An 18,399-nucleotide genomic window follows, 5' to 3' on the forward strand; every position below is an offset into this window, starting at 1 on the left:
AAATACCAATTTGGTTTTTGGTATATAAATACCTTAATTTGTAATAATAAGACATTATTATATGAGCCGGGAGCTGTTTGAATTTTCAGAAATGATTGATGCACAGTTTGACATGCCCACTATTGAGCCTGATAATTTCTGGCAATTGATAGTAAACATGTTTATTTAGCTGTGCCCCGTTTACTCGTGGTGACTGACCTTGCACGGTCGCCCATAACTTGCTGCGCCGTGATCTCCGTAGTTGATGGTGTTATGCAAGAGGCGGAATAATTGTCCGCCAGCGCTTTGCACAGCAACAGCAGGCTTCCTTAACGTTCCAACTTTACAACATTCCAACCTTACAACAAAACTATTACCTTTGCAGCCTGATGAATCAAGTTGCTAAGAAAAGGTTTTTTGAAGATGTTGCCATTATTGATATTGCCGAAGAAGGCAAAGGCGTAGGCAAAGCCGATGATTTTGTGCTTTTTGTGGAAAAAGCCGTGCCAGGCGATATCGCCGACGTGGCCGTTTATCGCAGCAAGAAAAACTTTGGCGAAGGTAAAATAGTTACGCTTAAACAAGCATCTGAATACCGTACGGAGCCATTTTGTGAGCACTTTGGCACCTGCGGTGGTTGCAAGTGGCAGCACATGACCTACGAGGCACAACTAAAGTTCAAGCAAAAATCGGTAGCCGATGCGCTTGGCCGGTTGGCAAAGATTGATGTGGACCACATGGATGCCATTATCCCCTCGCCTGCCGACAAATATTACCGCAACAAACTCGAATATACCTTCAGCAACAAACGCTGGCTGTATGATGGCGAGAATCGCGACAACGAAGAACTGAACATGAATGCCCTGGGTTTCCATATCCCAGGCAGGTTTGATAAGATACTGGATGTAAACCACTGCTGGCTGCAGGCAGAGCCATCAAACACTTTACGCAATACGCTCCGCGAGTTTGTGATACGTGAGGGCTACAGCTTTTACGATTTAAAACGCCATGAAGGAGCACTACGCAACCTGGTGGTACGTACCTCATCAACCGGCGAAGTTATGGTGATAGTTGTCTTTGCTTACGCAAGTGAGGAGGAGGTGAATAAGCTGATGAGCTATATCGACAACAATTTCCCTGATATAACTTCGCTGTTATACATCATCAACCAAAAAAAGAACGATACTATTTTCGACCAGGATGTGGTTGCCTATAAAGGCCCGGAGTTTATCCACGAGGAAATGAATGGCATAAAGTTCCGCATCGGACCGAAATCGTTTTATCAGACCAATTCGATACAAGCCTTAAAGCTGTACGAAATAGCCCGCGATTTTGCTGGCTTTACCGGCAACGAACTGGTTTATGATTTATATACCGGCGCAGGCACCATTGCCAATTTTATAGCCGGCCATGTGCGCGAAGTTGTTGGGGTTGAATATGTACCAACCGCTATCGAGGACGCTAAAGTAAACTCGGCCATCAACAACATCACCAACACCAAATTTTTTGCCGGCGACATGAAGGATGTACTGGTAGCCGATTTTGTGGCCGAACACGGCAAGCCCGATGTAATCATAACCGATCCGCCGCGTGCCGGCATGCACCCCGATGTGGTTGCCCGCCTGATGGAAATTGAAGCACCCAAAATTGTGTACGTAAGCTGCAACGCAGCAACCCAGGCCCGCGATTTGTTGGTATTGAAAGAGAAATACGATACTGTAAAAATTCAGCCGGTGGATATGTTTCCGCATACGCAGCATGTAGAGAATGTGGTGTTGCTGGTGCTGAGGAATGGTTCATAGTTGATGGTTCATAGTTCATGGTAAAAAAAAGACCATGGACCATGGACCATAGACCATAGTAAAAAAAATCAACATCAGCGCAATCAAAATAATCAACGGTTATAATCGGTGAAATCATTTTCAAATCGGTGTAATCAAAAAAAATAAAATGGAACCGGAAGAGCTTTTAAACGAAGACAGAACCAACAGTGATGGGCCAAAAAAGGAGAGTCCGCTGTTAAGTTTGGAGAAGGATTTGAAATTTTTCAATGAGTCTATCCGCGAGGTGGCGGTTGAAATAATGGTGGAGGGGCTGTCAAATTACCCGATCTTTATTGCCCATCAGCATGAACTTGCTTTGGGCGAATTGATATTAGACCGTTTCGATTTAAACACCGAGTGGAGCATACACGCCAGCACGCTGGAAGAGTTTGTTGAAAAAGGTGTGATAAAAGAAATACTGAAAGACCGCTTCATCAACAGCTACAAAAACCCGCACGATTATATGTGTGTATTTGTGGTAGTGCCTGAAGGTGCGAATTTTGTATATGTACCGTATGTGAAGTAAGGACGTTGTAAGGTTTGAAAGTTGTAAGGTTGAAAGGTTAATTCTATCTTTACAATATAAAGTAAGGCGCATTTGACAACATTGCAACATTTCAACTTTACAACGTTTCAACAAAAAAACAACATTTCAACCTTCCAACTTTACAACGTTTCAACAGCATGAGCGATAAACACCTCCTAATATTAAACCACCAGCAAATACAGCAAAAAATTGACCGTATTGCCTACCAGATACTGGAAGATAACTTTGAAGAAGAAGAGATTTTAATAGCCGGCATTTTGCCAAGCGGCGATAAAATTGCGCGACGCATAAAAGCCATCCTGGATGATATTGCGCCGTTTAAAAGCACTTTCATTGGTATCGAGTTGGATAAGCAAAGCACCAGTTTAAAAGCTACTATTAACTTTAACGTGCAGGATTGCAGCAACAAAGTAGTTATTTTGGTTGATGACGTGCTGAATAGTGGCAAAACCATTGCTTATGGTTTTGGTGTTTTTCGCGATGTGCCGCTTAAAAAGCTGCGTACAGCTGTACTTATCGACCGTAACCACAAACGTTTCCCCATGATAACCGATTTTGCAGGGATGGCCTTATCCACCGTGCTAAAGGAATTTGTTGATGTGGTTCTGGACGAAGAAGGCGAAGAAGATGGGGTTTATTTGAGGTAGTCCCCCCCCGAAAACCTAAAACATAGCCGGGATTTAAAAATGACTTACGATTTCTTTGCCGATGAGGAAGATAAGATCTCCATTTTGAATTATTTATTCGAAGAGTCTGATTTGCAAATTTTCGATCTCAGTTCCGCCTATGGCGAAGAGGTAAAAGAATACAAAAGTATTGCTGAAATCAGCTCCTGCTTCGACTTAAAAAACGAAAAACCACATGGCACATATTTTCAATTATGGTCGCCGAAGTTTAAATCCCCACCTCTATTTCAAAGAGTCGAACTAAACCCTAAGCATTGTAATGGTCATACTTTTCGTTTTACAACCGGCGGATGGGGTTTAATTCAACTTTATTTTGGCGGGATAAAAGACTCCACTCTTAAGCACTCTCACATTGGCCACTTTAATTATAAAAGTGCTTTAAAATGGGAAAGCATTAATCTTCAATACGGAAAGGTAGATTTATGGGATTGGCAAGCAATCCAAAAAACATCTAATCATCTAAAATATCTTTTAGATAAGAAACTGGCAGTAAGGAAAATCGGAACCTATGGTGTGCTGGCCGGGGCCGACCTCCTTGAGAAACGAGGAATTATTCTTAGATAATTAGAAGACGATTTTTCAAGGCTATCCACCTAATTTGTCATCTATACTCCTAATAATTCAACTGTTTTTTCAGCATTTAAACCCAATCCCTTGGCGACAATCGTTGCCTGTTTATAAAACACCTCCCGCTCAGCCAATTTATCAGCAATAAACGCAATCAACTCATCGCCATGCCTGCCTTGCAACACGGGGCGGGTTACTTTTTCGTGCTCCAGCCTGTCAGCAAGAATTTTAGGGGGTAATTGTATATATATCGATCTGCCGTGCCTGTTTATCCACTCCATATTATCAAAAAAGCAAGGCAGCCCACCGCCTGTTGAAATAACAGCATTGTCGGGATAAGGTGTTGTTTGTAATATTTCAGATTCAAGCTTGCGGAAAGCAGCCTCGCCATGCGCGCTGAAATATTCGGCGATAGTCATCCCTACATGCGCTTCCAGCACATGGTCAAGATCGATAAACATATAGCCCAGCCTGGAGGCCAATTTGCGCCCCAAAGTAGTTTTACCGCAGCCCATAAAGCCGATAAGAAATATCAAACCCAAACCTTCGGGACTATTATCTTTTAAATTATCCATTCAAATTATTTTTCACTATGGTCTATCGTCCATGGTCTATGGACTTCTCCTCCCTGAACTTTACGCCAATTTCACCCTTGGGTCAACCCAAACATAAATCAAATCCACTAAAATGTTTATCACCACAAAAATAAATGCGATAAACAGGATACTGCCCATTACTACCGGGAAGTCCGACATTTCCAATGCATCAACAGTGGTTTTACCCAAGCCATTGTAGCCAAATACATACTCCACAAAAAACGAGCCTGCCAATAGTGACGCAAACCAGTTGGCTATAGCCGTTATAACCGGATTTAAGGCATTTTTTAACGCATGGCGATAGATAATGGCGTTGTTGCTTAAGCCCTTTGCTTTAGCGGTGCGGATATAATCCTGCCCAAGCACATCAAGCATGGCGTTGCGGGTGAGCTGTACAATTATCGCCAGCGGCCGCAGGCCAAGTGTCACCATAGGTAATATTAGATTTTTCCAGGTTATTACCTCGCCTTTAAATGGGTCGTAACTGTACAAACTGCCCGACATATTAAGCCCTGTGTATTTACTCAACTCAAAGCCAAATATCCAGGCGATAATTATTCCCGCAAAAAACGATGGCGCCGATACGCCGAGCGTAGAAAAACCTATAGCCAGCTTATCAATCCAGGTATTTTGATTTACAGCGCTTAAAACCCCTAAAAACACACCTAGGAATATGGCGAATATCATTGCGGTTGTGGCCAGCACCAGCGTATTGGGGATGACTTCCATCAATAACCGGGCAACTTCTTTATGCGTTTGATAGGAACGGCGCAGGTAAGGCCATTTCAGCGCGATTACCTTATCGCCGGGCACGCCGAATAGTTTTACATAATGATACCGTTCCCGCTCCTCTTTGTTATTGGCATGCAGCCCAACCGGAGAGAGATCATTCAAATAATACGCAAACTGAACAGGAACGGGCTTATCCAACCCAAATTCTTTCCGGATAGCCTGTAAGGATTGTACATCAGCGCGCTGGCCTTGTGTCATCCGGGCAGGGTCCACCGGCAAAATATTAAACAGGAAAAATACCACCACCACAATGCCGAGCATCACAGCAATCCCGTAAAATAGCTTGCGGATGAGGTAGCTTATCATTTTATTGTTGCTGAAAATATTTCTTTACCAAATCATCATACTTCGGCATGGAATGGTAATGCCATTTGCCCAAAACCACGCCATTTTTTAATAACAGTATACCAGGGTTTGCCCGTACCATGGTTTTTAATGGCACCCCATCAGCATAAAATATCTCGAACATCAGCTTATGTTGTTTAGCGTAAGCCTCAGCATATTGGTGTGAGCTTGAGGTAAGCATTACCGTACGCGTATTAAAGTTTTGCGCAAGGTTTATCGCCATGGCGTTCAATCGCCCAATGGCTTCCTCATCTGCTTTAGCTAAATCATTGGCCACGATGATGACGCTATTGTACGGATTTGATACCAGCTCCTTGGTATAATCATTGCCCTGCGCGTCCTGTATTGCGAGGTCACGAATTTTGGGAGTGAACCCTTTTTTTACCAAACGGCTTTCAGACTTACCCTGAACCACTTCCCAATTATTATCCTTCCAAATGCCGGTTTTCATGTATTCGGTATTCGTCATGGTTTTGGTTTCGCCCGTCTTTTTATTTTTCAGGTTGTAAGTAATTTCGTATTCATCAGGCTTGGCGCCGGGCGGGGTTGCCATCTCTTCGGGGATATTTGCACCGACCTTATAGGCGAGAAAATCAACCACCGGCGAGAAGTTGTACGTGTATAAACCAAATCCAACTGACATCACTACTGAAGCAATCAGTAAATTATCACTTGTTTTGGCGCTAAATAATGGTTTGATATCCCTTCTATTTTTGAATATTACGATGATAAGCAGCAGCAATACCACATCCTTACTGAATGATTGCCAAGGGGTCAGCGGGATGGCATCGCCAAAGCAGCCACAGGTTTGCACCACCTGGAAATAAGCCGAATAAAACGTCAAAAAGGCGAAGAAAATAATCAACAAAAGCAGTCCCCATGCCACCGATACAGCGCGCACGCCAATTAACAAAGCAAAGCCCAGTATAATTTCGAGCGAGCAAAGTATGATGGAAATACTGAGCGCAAACCCGTTTAAAAACGTAATATGGAACACCTCGAAATATTCTTCAAGCTTGTACGAAAAACCAAGCGGGTCATTTATTTTAACGAGGCCCGAGAATATAAAAAGCAAGCCCACTAAAATGCGGGCTGTCCAAAGTAAAGGTGATGCGGAAGTTTTGTTTTTCATTTGTTATTTAGAAGTTGTAATGTTGTAAGGTTGAAACGTTGGAAGGTTGAGAAACCGCTAAATAACATTTCAACTTTACAACTTTTAAACATTACAACAACGCGTGGCTAAAGATACATTTTTTCAGAAAAAGGTAACGCTGAATGCGGGGGGTAAACTTATTGATTTAAGCCGGCCCAAAGTGATGGGCATTATCAACCTTACGCCCGATTCGTTTTATGCAGGCAGTCGCAAACAAGGTATTGACGCGGCACTGCAACAGACCGAAAAAATGCTTGATGAAGGCGCTGATTTTTTGGACCTTGGTGCGTATTCATCCCGCCCGGGTGCCGATGATATCAGCATAGAAGAAGAAACCGACCGGCTGCTGCCTGTAGTTGAGGCGATAGCAAAACGTTTCCCGGATGCAATTTTATCTATAGATACCTTTCGAGCGCCGGTTGCTGAAGCCGCCATAAACGCGGGCGCTCACATTATCAACGATATAAGTGGCGGACAACTGGATGAGCACATGTTTGCAACTGTTGCCCGCCTGCAGGTGCCGTACATATTGATGCATATGAAAGGCAACCCAAAAACCATGAACCAGCTGGCTGTTTATGATGATGTATTTGCGGAGGTTTACGATTATTTTGCTGACAAATACCACCAACTAAAACAGTTGGGCGTGCATGATGTAATCATTGACCCGGGCTTTGGTTTCGCCAAAAAGCCGGAACACGGGTATGCATTAATGAACCGGCTGCCAGATTTTGAAATGCTGGGATTGCCTATACTTGCAGGCATATCGCGCAAAAAAATGATATACGGATTACTAAATATTACCGCTGCCGAGGCTTTGAATGGGACAACCGCTTTAAATACTGTCGCTTTAACCAGGGGGGCCAATATTTTAAGGGTGCACGATGTGAAGGAAGCGGTTGAGGCGGTAAAGATTTGGGAAGCTTGTAAATGATAAAGTGGAAATAGTTATAGCAACCATAGCAGATGTTGATGAACTTACCAATGTAGAAGTTGAAAGCAAGCTGCGATCATTTACGGATAATGAGCCGGTCGCTATTGACTATGATACCCGTTATTACAGGTGGAATACTTATTTTAACGGGCAATCGCCGGCCAGTGCAAAGCAGCAGCGGGTTGTTTATAAGGCGATAATTGATGGTAAAATAGTGGGCTATATTGCGGGACATCTTACCACACGATATGAAAAGGATGCCGAAATTCAGTCGTTTTATATTTTAAAAGAGTACCAGCGAAAGGGGATCGGTGCGAAATTGCTGACTGAATTTTTAGGCTGGCTGCAAACCCAGCGGGCTACCAGCCTTTGCGTGGGAATTGACAGCACTAATCCCTACCAGGCGTTCTATTTGAAACAGGGCGCTGGCTATTTAAACCCGCAATGGATGTTTTGGGATGATATTGAAGCGCTGCAGCGTAAAATAATGCAGGACTGACTATTTTTTTGCGTAGACATACGACGGGCCGTCGGCAATGCTGGTGCCTAAAGTCAGCATATTGTTTTGCACATCAATTACTTCGCCGTTTGCGCTGCCGTCGAAGTAAATAAGGTAATACTTTTCGGCCCCCTGTGCATAAGTTTGCGTTGCTATATGAAAGCTGCCTTGTTTTGTAACTGCGTCGGCTACATAAAATGCATAAGTGCTATCTGCGTTAAATTGTACGATGTTGCCGTTACCCGCGGCAAAGTTTACGTCGGGCTGCAGCCCGCCCCTGGTAATTCTAAGCTCCCATTTGCCAAAAAAGGGGCTGTTGGTAGAAGCTTTTAACTTAGCAGGGGGCGATGAGTCCTTTTTGCAGCCCATAGCTGTTATGGCGGCACAAAAAACAAAAAGCAAAAGCCTTATAGTTCTCATAACATTTAGATTTATTTAGTCCGTAAATATAATGCTGTTATCCCGTCCGCAAACGTGTTACCGATAGTTAAACTGTCAGCCTTTAAAATTAAAAAACTTGGGTCGCCCCCCTGACCGAGATATATTGCATCGTGCCTTTCAGTACCCCAGCTAATGCCGTTTTTTATTATCCTGAAACGCCCGTTTTCATCAGCCTTGAAATTAGTAAAATGCTGAAAAGTGCTGTCTGCTTTGAATTGCAACATGCTACCGCTACCGGTCGGCACATCTCTATTAACCCCGGCTATGGTGCCCGAGTAATGTCGCAATTCCCAGGTGCCAACCAAATTTACCGGGGCTACACCTTTTTTTGAACAGCTGGCAAGCGCTGCCGATATACAAAAAATAAATAAAAATGCTTTCATGGCGGTTTATTTATTAAGTATTACGGGCATTTAACTTTCAACGCTACAGTGGGTTGCAAAAATCGTTGGGGCTAAATTTATGAGATAGAATTGCTAAGACTATATGTATTAAGTTCGTCGACAGTGAATTGGTTTTTAAACGAAAATGCGAGTGGTGTGTCGCCGTTGTTTCGTAAATAATTCAACCGTTCAACCCCGTCGGTCGCTGTAGGGGTGTAATTTTGGGGAATATACCACAAGGCCATATACATATCCGACATTTTTTCGAACCATTGCCGGCGCTGTTTAAATATTTCGACGTGGTGCGACTGGTAAACAAATTGGTGCAGCGCATCTGCATTTTCCCAAACCGACATATTTACGATAATAAAATCATCGTCATAAACTTTTATTGAGGTTGCATTATTTGCCTCGTCTTTAAGCCGCCATACAAAACCTGGCGAACCTTCTGCAAGGGCGTTGATGCTGTCGAGATTTGCCACAAATTCAGTCATCACGGGACTATCAATCGGGGCGAGCATTTTTGCGATGTTTATTTGTGCCAAGTGGTATTCCATTGAATATTTTTATGGAGGAAAATACGAAATCTACCAATATGGCGCTCCTATCAGAACTAAATATTACGCCGCAATGGCAAGATCCAATATTTTCACCAAATCCGAAATCTGCAACTTAATAACACATCACCCCACCAACTCCATCACCTTCAAAATCTCGTCGATATACTCCCGGTTGTTGGCCAGTCGGGGCACTTTATGCTGACCGCCCAGTTTGCCTTTCTCTTTCATCCAGTTAAAAAAAGTACCTTCGGGGGCTTTGCGCACTATGGGGCGGCGCAGGGCCATATCTTTAAAGCGCTTGGCGTCGTAGTCGGAATTGATGCGGCGCAGGGTTTCATCTAAAATATCAACAAAGCGTTCAAACTCGGCAGGCTTTTTTTCAAACTCTATTACCCACTCATGGGCGCCGCACTCATCGCCGTTAAAGTAAACCGGAGCTGCAGTATAATCGCGGATGATGGCGCCGGTTTGCTGGCAGGCTTCTTCCAAAGCACGCTCCGCATTGTCAATTATCAGTTCCTCGCCAAAGGCGTTTATAAAATGTTTGGTTCGGCCGGTAACCTGTATGCGGAAAGGTGAAAGCGAAGTAAACTTCACGGTATCCCCTATTAAATAGCGCCATAAACCCGCATTGGTGCTGATGATAAGTGCGTAGTTTTTATCCAACACAACTTCATCTAATGTAAGCGTCTGCGGGTTTTCATCGTGCAGTTGCTCCAGCGGTAAAAACTCGTAAAATATGCCATAGTCAAGCATCAGCAGCATTTCGCCGGGTTCGCGGGTGTCCTGTATGCCAAAGAAACCTTCGGATGCATTGTAGTTTTCCAGGTAGTACATGTCATCGTTTGGTATCAGATTTTTAAACTGCTCGCGATAAGGTGTAAAATTCACTGCACCATGAAAGTACATTTCGAGATTGGGCCACACTTCCAGCAGATTTTTTTTGCCGGTTATTTCAAGTATCCTTTTAAACAATAAAATATTCCAGGTAGGTACGCCGCTTAAGCTGGTTACGTTAACATCGATAGTGGCGTGAGCTATCTTCTCAATCTTTTCTTCAAAATCTTCCAGCAGGGCAATATCCATGTGTGGTGTGCGGTGAAGTTCGGCCCACAAGGGCAGGTTCTTCATCAGCACCGCACTAAGGTCACCAAATGAGGTATCGGCGCTTAGCTGGCTCACCTGGTAACTACCACCAAGCGTTAATATCTTGCCGGTAAACATCCGGGCATTGGGCGTATTGTTAAAGTAAATGGTTAGCAAATCTTTGCCGCCTTTAAAGTGGCATTCCTCCAGTGCTTCTTCGCTCACGGGGATAAATTTACTGCGGTCGCTGGTGGTGCCCGATGATTTGGCAAACCATCGTATCTCCGACGGCCAAAGCACATTCTGCTCACCACGCAGCATGCGCTCGATGTAGGGTTTTAAGGTATCGTAAGTTTGTATGGGTACGCGCTCTTTAAACTGCTCCAAATGGGTAATGGACTTATAACCGTATTTGCGGCCCCATTCGGTATTTTCGGCTGCGTTTATCAGCTGCTCAAACCACTCCTCCTGTACTTCGTTGGGGTATTTCATAAAAAGCTCTATCTGGTGGATACGCTTTTTCATGAACCAGGTAAATACGGAGTTAAAGATGGTCATGGGGAATTAGTGAATTACTGATTTAGTGATTTAGTGATTTTAAAAAGTTATTTACTTAAAGGTAGTTAAAATCAATATTCCTCCCCTAATTTCGGGTCTATACCCCTAATCAACTTTAACCGCAGGTTTATCAAAATTGAAAACTTTTCTTTTCAATACAAAATTTGAGCCCAGGTAAACTTTGCGCACCATTTCATTATTAGCAAGCACCTCGGGTACGCCCGATTCCAGCAGCTTGCCTTCGAACAACAGGTAGGCGCGGTCGGTAATTGACAGGGTTTCCTGCACGTTGTGGTCGGTAATCAGGATGCCGATGTTGCGGGTTTTTAGCTTGGCTACCATGGTTTGTATTTCTTCCACAGCAATGGGGTCAACACCGGCAAAGGGCTCATCCAGCAAAATAAAATTAGGCTCGGCTGCCAGGGCACGCGCAATTTCAGTGCGGCGACGCTCGCCACCCGACAATAAATCGCCGCGGTTGCGGCGTACTTTGTGCAAGCTAAATTCGTCAATTAGTTCTTCCAGCTTGTCTTTCTGGCGGTCTTTAGGCATGGTGCCCATTTCGAGCACAGCCTTAATGTTATCCTCAACCGAGAGCTTACGAAACACCGATGCTTCCTGCGCCAAATAGCCGATTCCTTTTTGGGCACGACGATACATCGGGTCTTGTGTAATGTCCACATCATCCAAAAACACCTGGCCCTCGTTAGGCTTTATCAGCCCCACAATCATGTAAAACGAGGTGGTTTTCCCGGCGCCATTTGGCCCAAGCAAACCCACAATTTCGCCCTGCGCCACGTTAAAGCTCACATCGTTTACAACGGTACGCTGTTTATATTTTTTTAATAGATTTTCTGCTCTTAGTATCATTAACCGTTGATTTGTTTGATTACGTTGATTTCGCTGATTTTGTTTGAACCTTGATTTTCGTGATTTTAGGATTTTCGTGATTCCAGGCTATTGTCTATCGTCCATGGTCCATGGACTTTATACCATGATCTATGAACTATCAACTATGAACCCTCTTCAAACCTTATCCCCTTCACATTTAACTGTATCGTCCGCCACTCTTTCCAAACGTTTTCTTCGATGGTGTAGCACATGTCGAAAGGTGCACCCGCTACCAGTTTGGGCAGGTATTCGCCGTGACTGAAAGCTATACAATCAAACATAGCGGAGCCAGCTTGCATCACCGTCATCTTCACGTGGTTTTGACCCACTATATTGGCCACGCCACAAACATACACGTTTTTACTGATGAACACGGGCGCCATATTTTCGGGGCCGAACGGCGCAAACTGGTTCAGCACCCTAAAAAATTTCGCATCCACCTGGCTTAAACGTAATTCTGCATCAATTTGTATCTGCTGTATTAATTGTTCGGGTTTTATGGTAGCGCTAACTACTTGTTCAAACCTGTCGATAAAGGCCGGCAAATTCTCGGGGTGCATAGTTAGCCCTGCGGCATAACGGTGGCCGCCAAACTGGATGAGCAAATCGCTGCATTCGCAGAGCGCCTCGTATAAATCAAAACCGAGTACCGAGCGTGCCGAACCTGCTACATGTCCATTAGAGCGGGTTAGCACAATTGTAGGGCGATAATATTTTTCGGTAAGCCGCGATGCAACAATGCCAATAACGCCTTTGTTCCACTGCTCGTTAAACACTACGGTAGAGTTTCGGTTGATCAGCTCCTCATTACCATCTATCATCCCGAGGGCTTCCTCGGTTATCTGCAGGTCGTGCCCCTTGCGTTCGGTGTTGTGGATATTTATCAGTTCGCTTTTTTCCGTCGCTCCTGCGTGTTCGGTATTTATCAGCAGTTCCACCGCATGTTTCGCATGATCAATCCGCCCGGCAGCGTTTATTCGCGGACCGAGCAGGAACACCACATCTGATATAGTATAATAGGTTCCCCGCCCGGCAACCTCCATCAGGGTTTTAACGCCCATGCAGGGGTTGCTGTTTATTTTACTTAGACCAAGATGTGCCAACACCCGGTTTTCGCCGGTTATGTGCACAATGTCGCAGGCAATGCTGATGGCCACCAAATCAAGGTAACATTCCACCTCGCTAAACGTGATATCGTTCTTTTCGGCGTAAGCTTGTATCAGCTTAAAACCTATACCTGCGCCTGATAATTCTTTAAATGGATATCCGCAATCGGCGCGCTTTGGATCGAGCACGGCAACGGCAGCTGGCAATTCGTCGCCGGGTAGGTGGTGGTCGCAGATAATAAAATCGACACCAAGGGTATTGGCGTAAGCAATTTTATCAACGGATTTAATACCACAATCAAGGGCCACTATCAGCGTAAAACCATTTTCGGCGGCGTAGTCGATACCTTTGGTTGATATGCCGTAGCCTTCCAGGTAGCGGTCGGGCACGTAATACTCCAGGTTGCTATAATATTTACTAAAAAAGCTGTAAACCAGCGAAACAGCAGTGGTGCCATCCACATCATAATCGCCATAAATTAAAACCTTCTCGCCGGCAGCCATTGCAGCTTCAATGCGCAATACGGCTTTCTCCATATCCGCCATCAGGAAAGGGTCGTGCAGGTGGCGGTAATCGGGCCTGAAGAAAAGCCGGGCGTCTTCGTAGCTTTTAATCCCCCTGTGTACCAGCAAGGTACTTAAAACGGCATCAATTTTTAACGCGGCAGCCAGTTCATTCACCAGCTGTTCATCAGCATTATCTCTTATAGCCCACCGTTTATTCAATATCTTTGTACCTGTAAATGGCGATAAAGATAGAGAATAGTGGTTAGAGGTTGGAGATCAAGGATTAGAAAATTACAATAAAAATAAAAAAGATAAAGTTCAAAACATATTAGCCGACATTAATCAAATTACAGATGGATGCTATAAAATTTGTCGAATATTTTAATCTAATTAAGCCTGATTTTGAGGAAATCAGGCAAATTATACCGCCCGAGATTATTATCGAAATCGCCAAAGACTTCGACCTTAAAGTAGTGTCGAATGATTTGTATGACGCTCCAATATTTGATTTGATCTGGAACACCAACATTTGTGACATTTCTTTTTCTAAAATTCATTTCAAACGAAGAAAAACAGATAATCAACTTGAGCAAATCGGAACTATTGAAGAACTAGGGACTATACTATTTGATAAAAATACCGGGTTAATAACATTTGAAGAGTTGTATGATGATATGTACGGCTTCGACTACCATCCAATAAATCAAACGGAGTTTTTAGAATTTTATCTGAAATATCTGGAGATGGAGTTTAATGAGATTTTTCGGAAAAGTCCGGGAGCTCCCAAAATTATTGATGATATTAAATTAGATATCGCAGTCATCAAAAAGTTCCCAATCTTCAAAGCCCTATTTTTTGCATGGGGCATAGAGTTTGATGCTTGAATGCTAATACACGCGATGAAAATACACGCCCACCAGTGCAGGCCGGCGACCTGCGCTGGTGGGTACCGCCCCGTTGGGGCTTGGGGGTTATCTTCAGTTATAAATTAAAAGATTAACTAAAAGCCCCAAAGGGGCGTAATTCGTCAGCACAGGTCGCAGGCCTGTGCCAGGCAGCATAATTTTCCATAGCGATGGGTTTAAAACCCATCGCTATAAAAATATTAAAAACACAAAATGAACATATTCACCCTTGCCGAAGGCTCCTATTCTGTTGATGCTACTAAAAAGTTTATCCCGTTTAATCCCGAAACGGATAGCCCGAAGGACAGGCCGGCCTCGCTGTTTATACATGTCAACCCGTTTTTGGTACAAACTGATACTGATTTAATTTTGCTGGATACCGGGCTGGGCTATAAAGATACCCGCGACGAATTATTTTTGCACCAGCACATCCGCAATGCGGGTTTCGATCCGGAAGAAGTTACGCTGGTTATCATGTCGCACCTGCATTATGACCACTCGGGCGGATTGGTGGTTGAGCGCGGTGGCAAACTGGTACCAAGCTTTCCGCAGGCGCAGCATGTTATTGCAAAACAGGAATGGGAGAAGGGACTCAGCGGCGGCTCTTCATCCTATCACAAAGAAATTTTTGAAGCTTTGCAGGGCAATATTAACCTAACCCTTGTTGAAGGCAGCGGCGAATTTAAGCCGGGCATACGTTATGAGCATTCGGGCGGGCACTCGCCTTATCACATGGTAATTTGGATTGAGGACCGTGAAGGTAAATGTTTTTTTGGCGGCGATGAATTACCTGAACCAGAGCAGCTTATCCGGAAATTTATTGCGAAATACGATTTTGACGGGCGTAAAGCTATGCAACTAAGGGAACAATATGGTAAAATAGCGGCAGCAGAAGGCTGGACCTGTTTATTTTACCATGCAAAATCGACGTGTGTGGGAACGGTTGTTTATAATGATGAGCATTTCCAGGTAATACCTGCTTAAGCGGGATCTTCCACTTTAAAAAGCTCAACTATTTTTTCAACGTTTAGTGGTTTTGAAATAAAGTCTTTTACCAGTGGGTATGAGCGTGCTTTGTTGATATCGTTACTGAATACTGATGACGAAATGATATAAATTTTGCATTTGCCCAGTGGGTCGATGTTGAGGCGTTTAAATTCATCCAAAAACTCCCAGCCATTCATTATGGGCATATTTATGTCGAGCAGGATGTAGTCCGGTAGTTTTTCGGGGTCGACCTTTTGTATATCCATTAACTGATCTATAGCATATTTACCGTTTAGGCAGGCCATGATCTCGGTATTCATTAGCGCTTTCTTTATCAGTTTAATGGAGATGAAGTTGTTAATTTCATCATCATCAACAAGTAAAATACTAACGGATCTGCTATTAAATTCCATATAACTAAATTATGATATGCTTTATACGCAACAAAAAATTAAAAGGTTATACACCTTGCACGAATAAATTAAATAGAGCGATTAGAACGGTAGAATGTAACGTTGAATTGCCCGGGCCGTCAGTTAATTGGGTAATATTGATTAAAATTAATACTTTAGACTGAACATTCCAATAGCTTAATATGAAAAAAATTTACCTCTTAATTTTACTTTCAGTTAACATACTGATGGCTGCCAACGCCCAAAAAACCGCCGACATGGCAACGCTGACAAAGAACCTTACCAAGTATACCGGTTATTTTAATTTTTATTGGGATGAAAGCACCGGCCGGGTACTATTGGTGGTTGACAAGCTTAATACCGAGTTTCTATACGTAAACTCCTTACCAGCAGGCATTGGGTCGAACGACCTGGGGCTGGACCGCGGGCAGATTGGTGACAGCCGCATTGTAAAGTTTATAAAAAGCGGACCAAAAATACTGTTGGTACAACCCAACTATGCTTACCGCGCCGTTAGCAATAATGCCGATGAAAAGAAATCGGTAGAGGAAGCATTTGCGCAATCAGTTTTATGGGGATTTAAGGCCGAAGCACAGGAAGGCAGCGAAATTTTAATTGACTTTACGCCATTTTTGCTGCGCGATGCCCACCATATTGCCGACAGGCTGGGCAACCAGGGAAGCTATAGCCTGGATGAGTCACGCTCGGCAGTGTACATGCCAAACTCAAAAGCATTTCCGGACAATTCGGAATTTGAGGCTACCATAACGCTTGCGGGGCGCGGAAGAGGCAGCGAAATCAGCTCTGTAACACCCGACCCTAATGCCGTTACAGTACGCATGCACCACTCGTTTGTAAAATTGCCTGACGATAATTATAAAGTGCGCAAGTTCGACCCCCGTTCAGGGTTTTACGATGTGGATTATATGGACTACGCCACCCCTATCGATCAGCCGATTGTAAAACGTATGCTTAGCCGCCACCGCCTGCAAAAAAAGGATCCTTCGGCGGCTATGAGCGAAGCGGTGAAGCCCATTGTTTATTATGTTGACCGTGGCGCCCCCGAACCCGTGCGCACCGCGCTGATGGAAGGCGCTGCATGGTGGAACCAGGCCTTTGAAGAAGCAGGGTACAAAAATGCCTTCCAGGTAAAACTATTGCCGGAAGATGCCGACCCGATGGATATACGCTATAATATTATCCAGTGGATACACAGGTCAACCCGAGGATGGTCGTACGGAGCATCGATCAACGACCCACGTACCGGCGAAATTATAAAAGGCCAGGTATCATTAGGTTCGCTGCGCGACAGGCAAGATTTTCTGATTGCCGAGGGCCTGCTCCAACCTTACGAAGACGGCAAGCCAACCAGCGATAAAATGCTGAAGATGGCCATTGCCCGCCTGCACCAGCTAGCCGCGCACGAAGTTGGCCACACCCTCGGCCTGCAACATAACTTTGCCGCCAGCACCAACAACCGCGCATCAGTAATGGATTACCCGCCACCGGCGTTTACTTTGAATGCTGACGGAACGGTAGATCTATCAAACGCCTATACCACCGAAATTGGCACCTGGGACAAACGCGCCATATTATATGGCTACCAGGATTTTCCCGCAGGAACAAACGAGGATGAAGCCTTAAAAGGAATATTAACAGAAACACTTAAGCAGGGCCAGGTATTTATCACTGATGAAGATGCAAGGCCGGCAAGCGGCGCCCATCCCCTCGCCCACCTGTGGGACAACGGCAAAAACGCTGCCGACGAACTTAACCGGTTGATGGATATCCGCAGAAAACTGTTGGATAACTTTTCGGAAAAAGCCATAAGGCAGGATGCGCCAATGGCCATGATAGAAGAACCGCTGGTACCTATTTACCTGCTGCACCGTTACCAGGTTGAGGCTGCCTCAAAAATGCTGGGCGGCCTGTATTACACCTACGCTATTAAAAACGATGGCCAGCCCGTTACCCGGTTTATTCCTGCTGCTGAACAATGGAAAGCGTTTAATGCGCTGATATCAACCATCAGCCCGAACGCGCTGGCATTACCCGAAAAACTGATAGCCAAAATACCGCCGAGGCCCGATGGCTACCCGCGCACAAGGGAACTGTTTAAATCGCGCACGGGGCTAACGTTCGACCCGATTGGCGCTGCCGAAGGGGCTGCTGCCACCACCCTTGAATTCATGCTGAACCCTGAGCGCTGTGCACGGCTGGTGGAATATAACTCGCGCGATAACAGCCAGCCGGGTTTAATTGCCGTACTGGATAAACTGGTTGCTCAAACCTGGAAAGCGCCACAGCCAACCGGCTACAAAGGCGAATTGCAGCGGCTGGTGAACAATTTAACGCTGAAACAATTGTTAACTTTGGCAGCCGATGGCGGCGCGCCGGAGAGTGTTAGAGGTATTGCCCTGCTTGAAATTAGCGGCTTAAAAACGTGGATGCAAGCGGCGGTTAGGACTTCGGTAACTAATCAAAAGGCTAATTTGTTGTTTGGATTATCGCAGATTGCTGCATTTGAAAAAGAGCCTGGACAGTTTAAGCCTGCTGCGCCAGTGGGGATGCCGGATGGTTCGCCTATAGGAGAGCAATAAATACGGATTTAATTCACAATTGTCATTGCGAGGTACGAAGC

The 18,399-nt window shown here is 44.6% G+C and carries 19 protein-coding genes; 9 read left to right on the plus strand and 10 right to left on the minus strand.

Features of this window, described 5'->3' with window-relative positions; genetic code table 11:
• Positions 1-368: 368 nt before the first annotated feature.
• The 4 genes from rlmD to NAF19_RS00560 all read left to right on the plus strand — a co-directional run bounded on the left by rlmD (position 369) and on the right by NAF19_RS00560 (position 3,599).
• The gene (gene rlmD / locus NAF19_RS00545) at positions 369-1,781 is read left to right on the plus strand and encodes a 23S rRNA (uracil(1939)-C(5))-methyltransferase RlmD (protein WP_252787785.1); all 1,413 of its coding nucleotides are present in this window, start codon (positions 369-371) and stop codon (positions 1,779-1,781) included.
• Between the two features lie 148 nt (positions 1,782-1,929).
• On the plus strand, positions 1,930-2,328 hold the full coding sequence (locus NAF19_RS00550; RefSeq protein WP_252787786.1) for a hypothetical protein: 399 nt from the start codon (positions 1,930-1,932) through the stop codon (positions 2,326-2,328).
• A gap of 158 nt (positions 2,329-2,486) precedes the next feature.
• On the plus strand, positions 2,487-2,996 hold the full coding sequence (locus NAF19_RS00555) for a phosphoribosyltransferase family protein (protein WP_252787787.1): 510 nt from the start codon (positions 2,487-2,489) through the stop codon (positions 2,994-2,996).
• A 39-nt stretch (positions 2,997-3,035) separates the two neighbouring features.
• A complete protein-coding gene (locus NAF19_RS00560; protein WP_252787788.1) occupies positions 3,036-3,599 on the plus strand; it encodes a hypothetical protein in 564 nt (187 codons plus the stop codon).
• Positions 3,600-3,640: 41 nt separating this feature from the next.
• Here NAF19_RS00560 and NAF19_RS00565 read toward each other — a convergent pair whose 3' ends face one another.
• Genes NAF19_RS00565 through NAF19_RS00575 form a run of 3 tightly spaced genes read right to left on the minus strand, consistent with a single transcriptional unit; the run spans position 3,641 to position 6,467 of the window.
• Positions 3,641-4,177: a shikimate kinase gene (locus NAF19_RS00565; protein WP_252787789.1), complete on the minus strand. Its 537-nt coding sequence runs from the start codon at positions 4,175-4,177 to the stop codon at positions 3,641-3,643.
• A gap of 60 nt (positions 4,178-4,237) precedes the next feature.
• Positions 4,238-5,296 carry an ABC transporter permease gene (locus tag NAF19_RS00570; RefSeq protein WP_252787790.1) on the minus strand — a complete coding sequence of 353 codons (1,059 nt, stop codon included), beginning with the start codon at positions 5,294-5,296 and terminating at the stop codon, positions 4,238-4,240.
• A gap of 1 nt (position 5,297) precedes the next feature.
• Positions 5,298-6,467: a BT_3928 family protein gene (locus tag NAF19_RS00575; protein WP_252787791.1), complete on the minus strand. Its 1,170-nt coding sequence runs from the start codon at positions 6,465-6,467 to the stop codon at positions 5,298-5,300.
• Positions 6,468-6,570: 103 nt separating this feature from the next.
• Here NAF19_RS00575 and folP point away from each other — a divergent pair, with 103 nt between their 5' ends.
• Together folP and NAF19_RS00585 are read left to right on the plus strand one after the other, a co-directional pair.
• Complete coding sequence (gene folP, locus NAF19_RS00580) at positions 6,571-7,422, plus strand: dihydropteroate synthase (protein ID WP_252787792.1); 852 nt, start codon at positions 6,571-6,573, stop codon at positions 7,420-7,422.
• A gap of 4 nt (positions 7,423-7,426) precedes the next feature.
• Positions 7,427-7,921: a GNAT family N-acetyltransferase gene (locus NAF19_RS00585; protein ID WP_252787793.1), complete on the plus strand. Its 495-nt coding sequence runs from the start codon at positions 7,427-7,429 to the stop codon at positions 7,919-7,921.
• Here the strand turns inward: NAF19_RS00585 and NAF19_RS00590 are convergent, their stop codons facing one another.
• The 6 genes from NAF19_RS00590 to recJ all read right to left on the minus strand — a co-directional run bounded on the left by NAF19_RS00590 (position 7,922) and on the right by recJ (position 13,672).
• Complete coding sequence (locus NAF19_RS00590; RefSeq protein ID WP_252787794.1) at positions 7,922-8,341, minus strand: hypothetical protein; 420 nt, start codon at positions 8,339-8,341, stop codon at positions 7,922-7,924.
• 11 nt (positions 8,342-8,352) lie between these two features.
• Positions 8,353-8,745, minus strand: coding sequence for a hypothetical protein (locus NAF19_RS00595; RefSeq protein ID WP_252787795.1), 393 nt, complete (start codon positions 8,743-8,745; stop codon positions 8,353-8,355).
• Positions 8,746-8,822: 77 nt separating this feature from the next.
• Positions 8,823-9,302, minus strand: a complete 480-nt coding sequence (locus NAF19_RS00600; protein WP_252787796.1) for a DUF3291 domain-containing protein — start codon at positions 9,300-9,302, stop codon at positions 8,823-8,825.
• A gap of 126 nt (positions 9,303-9,428) precedes the next feature.
• A complete protein-coding gene (locus NAF19_RS00605) occupies positions 9,429-10,949 on the minus strand; it encodes a GH3 auxin-responsive promoter family protein (protein ID WP_252787797.1) in 1,521 nt (506 codons plus the stop codon).
• Positions 10,950-11,054: 105 nt separating this feature from the next.
• Positions 11,055-11,819, minus strand: a complete 765-nt coding sequence (gene lptB / locus NAF19_RS00610; RefSeq protein WP_252787798.1) for an LPS export ABC transporter ATP-binding protein — start codon at positions 11,817-11,819, stop codon at positions 11,055-11,057.
• Between the two features lie 143 nt (positions 11,820-11,962).
• Positions 11,963-13,672, minus strand: coding sequence for a single-stranded-DNA-specific exonuclease RecJ (gene recJ / locus NAF19_RS00615; RefSeq protein ID WP_252787799.1), 1,710 nt, complete (start codon positions 13,670-13,672; stop codon positions 11,963-11,965).
• Positions 13,673-13,806: 134 nt separating this feature from the next.
• On the opposite strand from recJ, the gene NAF19_RS00620 reads away from it, so the two are divergent.
• Together NAF19_RS00620 and NAF19_RS00625 are read left to right on the plus strand one after the other, a co-directional pair.
• Positions 13,807-14,337, plus strand: a complete 531-nt coding sequence (locus tag NAF19_RS00620) for a hypothetical protein (RefSeq protein ID WP_252787800.1) — start codon at positions 13,807-13,809, stop codon at positions 14,335-14,337.
• 234 nt (positions 14,338-14,571) lie between these two features.
• A complete protein-coding gene (locus NAF19_RS00625; protein WP_252787801.1) occupies positions 14,572-15,342 on the plus strand; it encodes an MBL fold metallo-hydrolase in 771 nt (256 codons plus the stop codon).
• Here the strand turns inward: NAF19_RS00625 and NAF19_RS00630 are convergent.
• Positions 15,339-15,758: a response regulator gene (locus NAF19_RS00630; protein ID WP_252787802.1), complete on the minus strand. Its 420-nt coding sequence runs from the start codon at positions 15,756-15,758 to the stop codon at positions 15,339-15,341. The genes NAF19_RS00625 and NAF19_RS00630 overlap by 4 nt on opposite strands.
• 182 nt (positions 15,759-15,940) lie before the next feature.
• Between NAF19_RS00630 and NAF19_RS00635 the strand changes: the two genes are divergently transcribed.
• Positions 15,941-18,358: a zinc-dependent metalloprotease gene (locus tag NAF19_RS00635; RefSeq protein WP_252787803.1), complete on the plus strand. Its 2,418-nt coding sequence runs from the start codon at positions 15,941-15,943 to the stop codon at positions 18,356-18,358.
• Positions 18,359-18,399: the final 41 nt, after the last annotated feature.

The organism is Mucilaginibacter flavidus (assembly GCF_024055575.1).
GTDB classification, from domain to species: domain Bacteria; phylum Bacteroidota; class Bacteroidia; order Sphingobacteriales; family Sphingobacteriaceae; genus Mucilaginibacter; species Mucilaginibacter flavidus.